Below are 12854 nucleotides of genomic sequence, written 5' to 3' on the forward strand. Positions count from 1 at the left end.
ACCATGCCTGAAAGCAACGCAAACGGCCTGCAGACCGAAACCCTCGACCTCCCGGGGTGGAAGCACTTCTACTCGGGCAAAGTCCGTGACCTTTACGTTCCGGCGGATGATGTCATCGCGGACGAAACCGGCCAGGACCGCATCTTGGTGGTGGCCAGCGACCGCATCAGCGCCTACGACCATGTCTTGAGCAGCGAGATCCCGGACAAGGGCCGGGTCCTCACACAGCTGAGCCTCTGGTGGTTCGAGCAGCTTGGCGTGGAGCACCACGTCCTGGCGTCCACGGCCGCCGAGGGAGTGCCCGCAGAAGTTGAGGGCCGCGCGATGATCTGCAAGCGGCTGGAGATGTTCCCGGTGGAATGCATCGCCCGCGGGTACCTCACGGGATCCGGGCTGGCCGAGTACCGGCAATCGGGCACCGTCTGCGACATCCCGCTGCCTGAGGGCCTCGTTGACGGCTCGCGGCTTGGGCACGCCATCTTCACGCCTTCTGCCAAGGCTGAGGTCGGCGAGCACGACGAGAACATCACTTATGACGACGTCGTCGCGATGGTGGGCGACGATATCGCCGCGCGCCTGAGCGAACTCACGTTGAAGATCTACACCCGCGCGGAAGAGATCGCCCGTGGCCGCGGCATCATCCTGGCCGATACCAAGGTTGAGTTCGGCATCGATGTCACGACGGGTGTCATCACCTTGGGCGATGAGGTCCTGACTCCGGATTCCTCACGTTTCTGGGACGCGTCCACCTACGAGCCGGGCAAGGCGCAGCCTTCGTTCGACAAGCAGTTCGTGCGTGACTGGCTGACCTCCGCGGAATCGGGCTGGGACCGCTCGAGTGACACCCCGCCGCCCGCGCTGCCGGCCGACGTCGTGGAGAAGACGCGTGCCCGCTATGTGGAAGCCTACGAGAAGCTCACCGGCAGGACTTTCGTCTAGGCCGCAGGGTCTAGCAGAAATGTGAAGAGCCCCGGACCGTCTGAACTGGTCCGGGGCTCTTCACATGCGTGCAACGTGCGCTCAGCTTGCGCGGGAAGACTGCGCACTCCCGCTATGGCCCGACGCCGCCCGACGTTCCGCCAGCCGGATCTCCAGTACGGAGTCCATGGCCTGCTGGACGCGGTCGGCTGCGCCCGCGGCGGTGAAATCGCGTTGGGCCTCTTCGAGGTGGACCAGTGCATCTGTATTTTCCCCGGCTGCCTTGAGTGCCTTGCCGAGGAGGAAAGCGACCTCGCCTGCGGTGTGCCGGGCGAGGACATCGCGGTCCGCGTGGATTTCGCGCAACTTGGTGATGGCGGCCGGGATGTCGCCCGTCAGGTAGAGCCATCTCGCGCGGATAAAGGCAACTTCCAGCTGGTCCGTCTTGTTTCCGCCGACAATCGACAGGGCGAGTTCAGCGCGTTCGATAGCTGAGAGCGTCTCCGGCTCCACGATTCCCGAGGAGAGCCGGACCGCCGCCGATGCCTTGTTGAAGCGGGCCCACAGCTCGATGTCATTGGCGGGGGAGAGCAGCTTCGCGGCGCGCTCGTGATGCTTGATGCCTTCCACATAGTCGTGGCGCATGAAGGCCACGTTTCCCACGACCCAGGCGACTTCGCCTGCGAGCTGCGACATCGAGTGGTCGTCCATCTGGTTGTTCATTGCCTGGCAATACGTCCAGGCTTCGTCCAACCTGCCGCTCTCTGCCAATGCTCCGATCAGAGCCCGGTGCGCCCCGATGATCAACGTTGAGCCTTTGGGGAGCTGCTCGGAAAGCCGCACGGCTTCCTTGGCGTGCTCGACGGCGGTTGCCAGCTGCCCTTGTCCGTGGCAGACGGCGGCAAGCATCTGCCGGGCACGGACTCCCAGGCCCGCGGATTCCGTAGCCATGGGATGTTCCAGGAGATGCTGGATGATCTGCTGGCATTCCTTCAGCTGCCCCTGCTTCATGAGGCATTCGGCCTGCATGTAGGTCATGTTCCACCAGGCGCTGGTGTTCTTTGCCTCGAGCGCGATTTGGGCGGCGGTTGATGCGTGGCTTGCGGCAAGGGGGTAGTCCCTGAGGTCCCAGGCTTGCCTGGCGTACAGCCCCGCTAGCACGTATTCGGCGTCACTGACGGATACGGGCTGGCTCCAGGCTTCCAAGGCTTTTGGTGCCAGTTCCAGACGGCGGGCGAGTTCTTCAATGACTTCGGCCGTTGGCTCCCTCCGGCCGGTTTCAAGAAGTGAAATGTAGCTGGGCGAGTAAAGGTCCCTGCCCAATTCAGCCTGGGTCAGCCCACGTTCGAGCCGTTCGGCACGGAGCTTTTCTCCGAATCCGTTCCCCACAGGTTCCTCCTAGAGGCTGGTCTTTGCGCTGTCTTTACGCATAAAGCTTGACAGTCGCTGTGGAAAACATTTTACAATGAATGTCAACAGGGACCGCGAAATTTCCGTAACGAATCCGACTCGCATTGAGGAAAAATTATGTTGAAGAAGATTGCTGCAGCAGTGGCCTTGGCCGGCGCTCTTGCATTCTCCGCCGCGGCACCAGCCGTTGTTTCCGCAGCCCCTGTGGCAGACACCGTCAGCACGGTGCTCAGCATTGGTAACTGGCCTGACCCGATGAGGATCTCGCAGGCTATCGGCAACTGGCCCGATCCGATGGGTGTGGTTTCGCAGGCTATCGGCAACTGGCCTGATCCCATGAGGGTCTCGCAAGCTATCGGTAACTGGCCCGATCCCGTGTAGCTGAGGCTCGACGGCGGCTTCCGGAGATCCCGGCAGCTGCTGGATAATTCAAATGAAGTGATGAACTCCCCGGTTGTCTGAAATCGACACGCCGGGGATTTCTTTTGCGCGAAGATCCGCGCGGACCGTGACATGCCCCGAGTCATTGTGTCGGGGTTGTTAACAACACTTGTCTCTAAACCTTGGACAAGCGCGGAAACCGGTCAGGGGAATGTTTTTTCCGGTTTTCCCGGGCCCCCGAAAAGCTCGTTAAATAAAGTAGAAGACCTTCCGAGTGGAAGGTCTTCTACCAATTGGTCGGGATGACAGGATTTGAACCTGCGACCTCTTCGTCCCGAACGAAGCGCGCTACCAAGCTGCGCTACATCCCGATCCGCTGCGAAAGCAACTGTTCAAGAATAGCCGATCCCTCCCCGGATGCGAAATCGAAGGAAGCCCCGCCAGGGAACGGGCAGCTCAGACCAGCGAGTCCTTCCAGGCGCCGTGCAAGCGGGCGAAGCGCCCTCCTCCGCCGATGAGCTCGGCCGGCGTGCCGTCTTCCACGATGCGTCCCTCGTGCACCACCAGCACCCGCTCTGCGGTCTCCACTGTAGAGAGCCGGTGGGCGATGATGATGGCGGTCCGCTCGGAGTCCGTTCCGGATAGCAGGCTGCTGAGGCCGGCCTGCACCAGCCGTTCGGAGGGAATATCAAGCGAAGATGTCGCTTCATCCAGGATGAGTACTGCCGGGGCAGCGATGAATGCCCGGGCAAAGCCGATCAACTGCCGTTGCCCGGCGGAGACCCGGCCGCCGCGCTTGTTAACGTCGGTGTCGTAGCCGTCAGGCAAGGCGGAGATAAAGTCATGAGCCCCTACTGCCCGGGCAGCTTCTTCAATCTCCGCGCGGGTGGCCTCAGGCCGCCCCAAGGCGATGTTGTCCGCCACGGAACCGCTAAAGAGGAAGGCTTCCTGGGTGACCATCACGACGGCGCGCCGCAGGTCCGGCGTCGAGAGCTCCCGGAGGTCGACGCCGTCGAGGGTCAAGGACCCTTCGGTGACGTCGTAGAAGCGGGCGATGAGTTTGGCGAAGGTCGATTTGCCGGCACCGGTTTGTCCGACGAGCGCTATGGTCTGTCCGGCGGGAATGTGGAGGTCCAGCCGGGGGACCACTAGCTTCCCGTTTCCGTAGCCGAACTCCACACCGCGGAACTCGATTTCGCCGCGGGCATGGGGCAAGGGCGGGGGGTTCTTGGGCGGCCGGACCGTGGGGACTTCTTCCAGCAGTCCGGACACCTTCTCGAGCGCAGCTTGGGCGCTCTGGAAGGAGTTGTAGAACATGGCCATCTGGTCCACGGGCTGGAAGAAGCGCTTCGTTGAAAGGATCAGGGCCAGGAGCACGCCCACCGCAAGGTCCCCGGAGAGCACCCGGAAGCCGCCGAACAGCAGGACCACTGCCACGCACACGTTGCCGATGAGGACCAGTCCCGGTTGGAAGACGCCATTGAGGTTGATGGAGCGGACCGTGACTTTGCGGTAGTCCTCGGAGAGTTCGGCATAGCGCTGGGCGTTCTCCGGCTCCCTGCGGAAGGCCTTGATGGCCCGGATGCCGGTCATGGTCTCCACGAAGTGCACAATCAGCCTCGCGGACACCACCCGTGATTCGCGGAAGGCGATCTGCGAGTGCTTCTGGTACCAGCGGGCCAGGAAATACGCGGGCACGCCCGTGGCCAGCATGAGTAACCCGCTGCGCCAGTCGAGGGCAAATACCGTAAATGCCGTGAAAAGCATGAACAGGATCCCGGATGCCAGGGAGCTGACGCCCGAATCGAGGAGTTCACGCAGCGCCTCAAGGTCCGAGGTCTGGCGCGCGATGATCCGGCCCGAGGTGTACTTCTCGTGGAACTCCAAGCTGAGCCGTTGGGTGTGCCGGAAGACCCGCAGACGCAGGTCAAGGAGCATGGATTGGCTCAGCTTCGCCGTGGAAGTGACGTAGAGGGCCGTCAGAATCGCCGTTGCGACGGCCGCCGTCAGATAGAGGACGCCGGCGAGGACCACCGGCATGTTGTTCCCGGCGAGCAGCGAGGGCAGTGCGTGGTCGATGCCAAAAGCGATGATCGCAGGCCCGGCTACCCGGGTGGCCTGCGAGAGCACCACCATGCCCAGCGTCAGCCAGAACCGCAACCGCACCGGGCGGATCAGTGACCCCAGCAAGGCGACCGACCGCCGTCGTACTGCTTTGCTGTCGCTGCGGCTCAGGTGGGCGTTGTCCTCATTTGCGGTACCGAACGTGCTCATCGGCGGCCCTCCCCGGCTTGGTCCATGTGCTGTTCCGAATCCAGCTCGTGTTCTAGTTCGTCGAGTTCGAGGTCGAGGTCCTTCGGGCCGGCGTCGAGGCTCGCGATCACGTAGCGGTAGTGCGCGTTGTTGGCCAAGAGTTCCGTATGGGTCCCGACGGCGGTGATGCTTCCGTTTTCGAGCAGCGCCACACGGTCGGCCAGGGCAACGGTCGAGGGCCTGTGCGCGACGATGAGCGTGGTGGTGTCCCGGAGGACTTCGCGGAGCCTGGCCGTGACGAGTTCTTCGGTGTTCACGTCTAGGGCCGACAACGGATCATCCAGCACAAGGACCCGGGGCTTGGCTGCGATGGCCCGGGCGAGCGCGATCCGCTGCCGCTGGCCGCCGGAAAGGCTCAGGCCTTCCTCTCCGATGAGGGTCCCGACGCCGTCGGGCAGCGAATACGCGAAGTGGGCCTGCGCGACGTCGAGCGCTTCCTCGAGCGCTTCCTCGGAAGTGTCGGGCGCGCCGAGCAGCACGTTGTCCCGCACTGAGCTGGAAAACAGGGTGGTGTCCTCGAAAGCGACCGCCACGACGGTCCTCAGCTGCTCGACGCTGAAGTCGCGGACATCCACGCCGTCGATGGTCACGGATCCTTCGCTCACGTCATAGAGCCGGGGGACCAGCTGGAGCAAGGCGCTCTTTCCGCTGCCCGTAATGCCCACAAGCGCCATGGTTTCGCCGGGCTTGATGTCCAGGGTGACGTCGTGCAGGAGCCGGGCGCCGTCGTCGAAACCGAAAGCGGCGCCCTTGAAGCTCAGAGCCCCGCGCAGTTCCTTGGGTGTTTTGGGGTTGGCAGGACTGGTGATGGTGTTGGGCGTATCCATGACCTCGAAGTGGCGGTCGAGGGCGGTCTTGGCGGTCAATGCCATGGCCAGGAGGGTCCCCGAGAATTCCACCGGCGCCGCCACAACCGCCGCCGTGCCGAAGAACGCCACGAGGGAACCGATGCTGAGTTGGCCCGTGGAGACGAGCAGGACGCCCGCCACGAGCCCGACGCCAAGCGCCAGCTCGGGCAGCAGCGTCACCACCAATGTGAAGGTGGCTTGGTGCTTGGCCTTGGCGATCTCGGTCTGCCTCAGCTCCTCGGCCTGCTCGTTGAAGTTCTCCAGCGCTTCGCGGCTGCGACCGAATGCCTTGAGCACGCGGATGCCGTGAACGGACTCCTCCACCGTGGTTGCGAGGTCGCCGGCCTGGTCCTGGCTGAGCCGGGTTACCACGCTGAAGCGGCGGCGGAAGCGGAAGGAATAGACCATGATGGGCACCGCGGCTGCCAGGAAGATCAAAGCGAGCTGCCAGCTCATCGCGAACATCACCACGACGCCGATCACCACGGTCAAGGTGGTCACCACCAGCATGATCGCGCCGAACGCCATCCAACGCCGCAGGAAGTTCAGGTCCGTCATCGCACGGGACAGGAGCTGCCCTGAGCCCCAACGGTCGTGGAAGGAAACGGTGAGGTCCTGCAGGTGCCCGTAGAGGGACACCCGCATCCTCGATTCCACTGTGGTTGCGGGATTGATGACGAACTGGCGCCGCAGGGCCACAAGCCCGGCTTCAGCGATGCCGAGCGCCAGAACAACGACGGCGGCAATCCAGACAGCGTTGCTGGGGCCGCCAGGGTGGAGGGAGCCGTTGATCAAAACCCGCAGCACCTGCGGGATGGCAAGTGCCATGATGCTGGCCAGCAAAGCGCTGAGCAGGCCCATGAAAAGCCGGGGGAGGATCGGTTTAACGTGCGGATAGAGACGTTTGACGGAGGTGAAGAATGAAGTCTGTTTGGCCATGCCCGCTTCTCAACAGCTTTGTCCCGGCGTTCGGCGCCTGCCCGGCGCGACGCACGGAGGTAGTTTCCTATAGCAACTACCCTATGCCATCGCGTAACAGGATTCACAGCACCATTGCGTTGCGTGATACGAGGTATTCGGAACTACCCTTCCCCCGGACATGCCCAGCTTTGGTAGCCAAGGATGGACATATTGCTGTTATGCCCATCCTTGGCACGGTGGGATGGACATGCTCATTGGGGCGGGGTGGTTATGCCCATCCTTGGCGCGGTGGGAGGCGCATGCTCGGTGGGGCGGGTTGGTTATGCCCATCCTTGGCGCCGAGCGAGGCGCATGCTCATTGGTGGCGCGGGCTATTGGCGGGCCGTCAGCGTCAGCAGCACCGCTTCCGGCTTGCACGCGATCCGGACCGGGGCGAAGCGTGAGGTGCCGATGCCCCCGGAGACGTTGACCGGCGTCGTGCGTCCGTTGTTCTCCCAATCATGCAAGCCTTTGGCGCGCCACGTGGGGAGATCGCAATTGGCAACCAAGGCACCGTAGCCCGGGATGCAGATCTGGCCGCCGTGAGTGTGTCCGGCGAGGATGAGGTCTGCGGAGTCGTTCGTGAAATGGTCCAGGACCCGTTGGTAGGGGGCGTGGATGACGGCGACCCGAAGGTGCGGGCGGGAGTCCTGTCCGGCGGTGCCGCGTGGCCAGCCAGCGTAGCGCTCCCGATTCAGATGGGGGTCGTCCACTCCGGAGAAATCGAAGCGGATCCCGTTGATGGGCAAGGACTGGTGCCTGTTGGTGAGGTCGATCCAGCCGGACATCCCGAAACCGGAACGCAGCCGAGGCCAATCGAGCTCGACCTGTTTGTTCTTGACGCGCGACGGGCCGCGCAAATACGCTGCAGGGTTCTTGAAACGCGGGGCGTAGTAGTCGTTCGAGCCCGGCACGAAGACACCCGGGAACTTCAACAGTGGCCGCAATGCATCCAGCAGCGGAACGACGGCGTGGGGGTGGCTGAGATTGTCACCCGTGTTCACCACGAGGTCAGGCTCAAGCGCCGCGAGCGAACGCAGCCATTCGGCCTTCCTGCGTTGGCTCGGGACGAAATGGATGTCGCTCAAATGCAGCATCCGGAGGGGAGCCGAGCCTTCGGGCAGGATGGGAACGGTCTCCTCCCGGAGCACGAACTGGTTCTTTTCCCAGAGGCCATAAGCGAGGCCGGCAACGCCAGCGGTTGCGCCCGCACCGGCAGCTACGGCAAAGCCGCGTCCGATGCTTCGGACGCGGCTTGCCAGCGATTCAATGATGGGCTTGGCGCCGTTAGCCATTGTTCTTTTTCCCGTTGTTATTTCCGTTGCTGCTCGGCTGGGTGCTCGGCGTCGTATTGCTCGGAGTGGAGTTGCTTGGTGTCGAGGTCCGGTACCCCGGCGGATCGAGCAGGTTCGACGGCGGGGCCGGGAACGGGTTGGTGCCGTAGGCAGGTGCAACCTGGGTCATGTAGTTGGAGAACTGCGGACCGGCGATCATGTAACCGTCAATACCTTGGTAGAACTTTCCATTGATAGTCACATTTTGACCAGGCCGTTGCTGGTTGCCCAGCGGATCCCCAAACCATGTGGCCGTCGCGAGGCCGGAGGTGTAACCGGCAACCCAGGTGGAACTGTTGCTGTCATTCGTGCCGGTCTTGGCCGCGACGGGGAAAGTGGTCTTGGTGGAGATACGCGGCTGGATCAGCGAGCCGGAACCCTTGTTCAGAACCTCTTGCATCGCGTAAGCAACGCCGTGAGCAACCTCAGGGGTGACCGCATCCCTGCAGCTAGTGGACTGGGCCGGCAGCTTAGCACCCGTTTGGTCGGTGACCGAAGTGATGGCGATCGGCTCGCAGTACTTGCCATTGTTGGCAAAGGTGGCGAAGGCGCTGGCCATGGTCAGGGGAGAAGTCTGGGTGGCGCCGATCAGGTTGGACAGGCGGGTCATGTTGACCTTGGGGTTCGGGTCGCCGGTGGTGGCATCCGGGAGGCCGCTGTGGATGCCGACGGCGTCGACGATCTTCTGGATTCCGCACAGGTCAACCCGTGCAGCCGTGGCAAACGTCATGGTGTTGATGGAGTTGGCCAAACCATCGACCACCGTCATGGGCTTGTAATAGCCGCCTTCGGCGTTCTGAAGGTCGTGGGTTCCGTTGGTGCTGTCGTATGAGTCGGTCACTGGAGTCGGACAGGTGTTTTTCCAAGGGAATCCGGGCGCGTACCGCCGGACGGTGCCATCCAGCACGGTGTTCATGGACTTGCCCTCGTTCAACCATTCGGCGAAGGTAAAGGGCTTCATGGTGGAACCTGGCTGGAAGCCGCCTAGTCCATTAAGGTCATTGCCGTTCGCATCGAGTTTGTCGACGTTGAAGTTCTGCGTTTGATCGAACTTCCCCGCAGTGGGAAACCAGACGGTGTTTTGGGCCATGGAGATGATCTTGCCGCTGCCCGGTTGAACCGAAACCAAGGAAGCGCCCCATTTGTCCGGATTCGCGCCAGCGGAAGCGTCAACCTGGGCCTGGGCCACAGCCTGGGCCTTCGGATCGAGTGTGGTCTGGATGGTGAGGCCGCCCCGTGAGACGCGATTGACGCGATCGTCGATCGTCGCACCGTACGCAGGGTTGTTGTAGAGCAAATGCAGCACGTAGTCGCAGAAATACGCAGCCGTGGGGGAATAGGGGCAACCTTGGCGAGGCTGCGTGACCTTGGTGGTCACCGGCGTCGCGATGGCGGCGTCGTAGTCAGCCTTCTTGATTTTGCCCTGGTCCAGCATGAGGCCGAGGACCAAGTCGCGGCGCTGCTTCGCGTGGTCCGGGTTCGCAACCGGGTCGTAGTAGGACGGGCTGTTGACCACGCCCGCCAGCAAAGCGGCCTGCGGCAACGTGAGGTCCTTGGCGCTGGTGCTGAAGAAGAGTCTCGAGGCGGCTTCGATGCCGTAGGCATCCTTGTTGAAGAAGACGATGTTGAGGTAACCCTCAAGGATCTGCTGCTTGGAGAATTTCTTCTCCAGCGCGATGGCCAACTTCATTTCGCGAAGTTTGTCGCCGACGCCTTTGTTGACGCCATTGAGCTTGACATCGGCCGACTGGCCCTGGGACACGAGCGACTCGTTGATGACGTTGTTCACGTACTGCTGGGTGATGGTGGAAGCACCCTGCTTTTGGCCACGCGCTGTGCTGACGATGGCGCGCATGATGCCCGTGGCGTCGATGCCGCCGTGCTCATAGAAGCGGCTGTCCTCGACCGCGACGATCGCGTCCTTGATGAAAGGGCTCATCTGGTCGAGCGGAACCCGAGTGCGGTTCTCGGAATAGATCGAGGCGATCTGGCTGCCGTCCGCAGCCAGGATGGTGGTCGCCTGGCTGGGCGGGTTCACGGTAAGTTCCGCCGGCAGCGTGTCAAAGAACTGAATGGACCCACTCGCCGCACTGCCTGAAACGGCGGCCGCGGGGACAAGCAAGCCCGCCACCAGGACACCACAAATAGCGCTCACACCGAGGAATCCAAGGATCTTTCCAAGAGTGGTGGCAGTGTCGAATAGAGGGTTCCTACGAGTCACCATGTTCACCACTTTACCGGCAAGGGCTAGTCTTTCTTTCATGACCAAATGGGAGTACGCGACGATTCCGCTCATCATTCACGCCACAAAGCAGATTCTGGACCAGTGGGGAGAGGACGGCTGGGAGCTCGTCCAGGTTGTCCCCGGACCCGATGGAAACGGACTTGTTGCATACTTGAAGAGGGAGAAGCAGTAACAATGACAACCCCCGCAGAAGCCAGCGTTGGCGCGGATTCCACAGCTCCGGCATCCGCCGTCGAGCAGCGCCTTGCCGAACTGGGACTGACCCTGCCGGCTGTTGCAGCTCCGGTGGCCGCATATGTTCCGGCCATCGTCTCCGGCAACCACGTCTACACCTCAGGACAGCTGCCCTTCATTAACGGCAAACTCGAAGCTACGGGCAAAGTCTCCAGCGGTGAAGAGGGCCTTTCGGACGAGCCCACGGTGTCTCCGGAAGACGCGCAGATGTATGCAGCCGTCTGCGCTGTCAATGCCTTGGCTGCCGTCAAGAGCGTCATCGGGGACCTCGACCGCATCACGCGCATCGTGAAGGTCGTCGGCTTCGTGGCCTCCGATACCTCCTTCACCGGCCAGCCCGGTGTCATCAATGGTGCATCCGAGCTCCTCGGGCGTGTCTTCGGCGACAAAGGGCAGCACGCGCGTTCCGCCGTCGGCGTTGCAGTTCTTCCGCTCGACTCTCCCGTCGAGGTCGAGTTGATCGCTGAATTCAGCTAAGGAACCGGTTCACTCAATTGCCACAACTAGCCCGACGCCTGTTTGCGTTACCCCCTGAACTAGAAGGGGCTGCACGGAACTGGCTTGAGCTCGGCGAACGGGCCCCCCGCGCCGCGCGTTTTGCATCATCTGTTGTCCTGCTCCGCGATTCGCCTACCGGCTTGGAAACGTGGATGGGTTACCGTCCCGGTTCCTCGCCGTTGGGCGTCGCCGCGTTTCCCGGCGGATCGCTGGAACCCACCGACGACGACGCCCTCGGCTGGCTTGGCCCCTCGCCTCAGCATTGGGCTGAGACGCTAGGGACCGCCGACGTCGGACTGGCCCGCCGCCACGTGGTGGGCGCCATCCGCGAACTGTTCGAGGAAACCGGCGTGCTGCTGGCCGGCCCCGACCTGTCCTCCACCGTGGAGGCGACATCCACTCCCGAGTGGATGAAGGCCCGCGAGGCTGTAGCAGCGCAGGACAAGTCGTTCACGGATGTCCTGGCCAAGCGTGGCTTGTCGCTGCGGACGGACCTGCTCAAGCCGCTCGTCAACTGGCTCAGCCCGGACTTCGCGCACCGGCGCTTCAACACCCGCTACTTCGCGGCAACCCTTCCGGTTAACCAACAGCCCTCGCTGCTGGCCAGCAAGGGTGTCTGGGGGCGTTGGGTGTGCGTTTCCAAACTCATGGCCGAGCGCGAGACCACTGCGCTTGGGGATGAAATCGGCCAGGAAAACACGGTTGGCTTGCCATTGGGCCAGTTGTTGGTGCCGGGCTCGGAGATCATCCTCGAGAAGATGGCCGCTGCCCAGGGCTGTATTGCGTACCTCAGCTACAAACGGAAGCCGCACATGTACCAGCCGCGGCTCATCGAAGAGGATGGCGCACTCATGCTCGAAGTCGAAGCGGCCCGGACGGTTTCAGGGGAGCCACAGCGGGAGCGCTGAGGACCTACGACGCCGGCGACACGAAAAATGCCTGGTGACACCGGAATTCCGGTTTCACCAGGCATTTTCTGTGTCGCTAGAAATTACCGGGAGCGCTGGCGGAGGCGCTGCATGTCCAGGATGACCACTGCGCGGGCTTCGAGGCGCAGCCAGCCGCGCTGGACGAACTCGGCGAGGGCCTTGTTCACCGTCTCACGGGAGGCTCCGACCAGTTGGGCCAGTTCTTCCTGCGTGAGCTCGTGGGCGACCAGGACGCCGTCAGTCGCGGGGCGGCCGAAGCGGTCCGCGAGGTCCAGAAGGGCCTTGGCGACACGGCCCGGGACGTCCGAGAACACGAGGTCGGACAGGGAATCGTTGGTGCGGCGCAGGCGGCGAGCGAGTGCCTGGAGCAACTGCGCGGACACCTCGGGGCGAGTGCGCAGCAGGGCGTTGAGGCTTTCGTTCTTCAGGCCTGCCAGGCGGGTCTCGGAAACGGCCGTGGCCGTTGCGGTGCGCGGGCTGGGGTCGAACAGGGCCATTTCGCCGAAGAGCTCGCCCGGGCCGAGGATGGCCAGGAGGGATTCGCGGCCATCCGGAGAGGTGCGGCCGAGCTTAACTTTGCCGGACACGATGAAGTAGAGCTGGTCACCCTGATCCCCCTCGCGGAAAACAGACGCTCCGCGTGAAAGGTCCACCTCTGTGAGTTCGTCCGTCAGCAGACGGAAAGCGTCGTCGTCAAGTGTGGCGAAGAGGGGTGCGCGGCGCAATACCTCGATATCCATGAAATCTCCTGAGTAAAAGTTCGGCTGGGGCGCTTCAGCCATTG

At 62.9% G+C, this 12854-nt stretch carries 11 protein-coding genes and 1 tRNA gene; 5 read left to right on the forward strand and 7 right to left on the reverse strand.

The window, feature by feature from the left end:
* Nucleotides 1-3 precede the first annotated feature (3 nt).
* Nucleotides 4-939, forward strand: coding sequence for a phosphoribosylaminoimidazolesuccinocarboxamide synthase (locus QRN59_RS15100; RefSeq protein WP_284983315.1), 936 nt, complete (start codon nt 4-6; stop codon nt 937-939).
* 81 nt (nt 940-1020) lie between these two features.
* Here QRN59_RS15100 and QRN59_RS15105 read toward each other — a convergent pair whose 3' ends face one another.
* A complete protein-coding gene (locus tag QRN59_RS15105; protein ID WP_284983316.1) occupies nt 1021-2307 on the reverse strand; it encodes a helix-turn-helix domain-containing protein in 1287 nt (428 codons plus the stop codon).
* 138 nt (nt 2308-2445) lie between these two features.
* Between QRN59_RS15105 and QRN59_RS15110 the strand changes: the two genes are divergently transcribed.
* Nucleotides 2446-2709 carry a hypothetical protein gene (locus tag QRN59_RS15110; RefSeq protein ID WP_284983317.1) on the forward strand — a complete coding sequence of 88 codons (264 nt, stop codon included), beginning with the start codon at nt 2446-2448 and terminating at the stop codon, nt 2707-2709.
* Nucleotides 2710-3003: 294 nt separating this feature from the next.
* Here QRN59_RS15110 and QRN59_RS15115 read toward each other — a convergent pair.
* The 5 genes from QRN59_RS15115 to QRN59_RS15135 form a co-directional block, all read right to left on the reverse strand.
* A tRNA-Pro gene (locus QRN59_RS15115) sits at nt 3004-3080 on the reverse strand.
* 85 nt (nt 3081-3165) lie between these two features.
* Nucleotides 3166-4983: an ABC transporter ATP-binding protein gene (locus tag QRN59_RS15120; RefSeq protein ID WP_284983318.1), complete on the reverse strand. Its 1818-nt coding sequence runs from the start codon at nt 4981-4983 to the stop codon at nt 3166-3168.
* A complete protein-coding gene (locus tag QRN59_RS15125) occupies nt 4980-6809 on the reverse strand; it encodes an ABC transporter ATP-binding protein (RefSeq protein WP_284983319.1) in 1830 nt (609 codons plus the stop codon). The genes QRN59_RS15120 and QRN59_RS15125 overlap by 4 nt, the downstream gene beginning before the upstream one ends.
* Nucleotides 6810-7162: 353 nt before the next feature.
* A complete protein-coding gene (locus tag QRN59_RS15130; protein WP_284983320.1) occupies nt 7163-8125 on the reverse strand; it encodes a metallophosphoesterase in 963 nt (320 codons plus the stop codon).
* On the reverse strand, nt 8118-10427 hold the full coding sequence (locus QRN59_RS15135; protein ID WP_284983321.1) for a transglycosylase domain-containing protein: 2310 nt from the start codon (nt 10425-10427) through the stop codon (nt 8118-8120). Before QRN59_RS15135 ends, QRN59_RS15130 begins: the two co-directional genes overlap by 8 nt.
* Between QRN59_RS15135 and sp36 the strand changes: the two genes are divergently transcribed.
* Genes sp36 through QRN59_RS15150 form a run of 3 tightly spaced genes read left to right on the forward strand, consistent with a single transcriptional unit; the run spans nt 10426 to nt 12049 of the window.
* Nucleotides 10426-10581, forward strand: coding sequence for a Sp36 family protein (gene sp36, locus QRN59_RS15140; protein ID WP_009359196.1), 156 nt, complete (start codon nt 10426-10428; stop codon nt 10579-10581). The genes QRN59_RS15135 and sp36 overlap by 2 nt on opposite strands.
* A gap of 2 nt (nt 10582-10583) precedes the next feature.
* The gene (locus tag QRN59_RS15145; RefSeq protein WP_284983322.1) at nt 10584-11120 is read left to right on the forward strand and encodes a RidA family protein; all 537 of its coding nucleotides are present in this window, start codon (nt 10584-10586) and stop codon (nt 11118-11120) included.
* A gap of 17 nt (nt 11121-11137) precedes the next feature.
* Nucleotides 11138-12049, forward strand: a complete 912-nt coding sequence (locus QRN59_RS15150) for an NUDIX hydrolase (RefSeq protein ID WP_284983323.1) — start codon at nt 11138-11140, stop codon at nt 12047-12049.
* Nucleotides 12050-12132: 83 nt separating this feature from the next.
* On the opposite strand, the gene QRN59_RS15155 is transcribed toward QRN59_RS15150, so the two are convergent.
* Nucleotides 12133-12810: a Crp/Fnr family transcriptional regulator gene (locus QRN59_RS15155; protein WP_011775987.1), complete on the reverse strand. Its 678-nt coding sequence runs from the start codon at nt 12808-12810 to the stop codon at nt 12133-12135.
* Nucleotides 12811-12854: the final 44 nt, after the last annotated feature.

The sequence above is a fragment of the Arthrobacter sp. efr-133-TYG-118 genome, assembly GCF_030209755.1.
GTDB lineage: Bacteria > Actinomycetota > Actinomycetes > Actinomycetales > Micrococcaceae > Arthrobacter.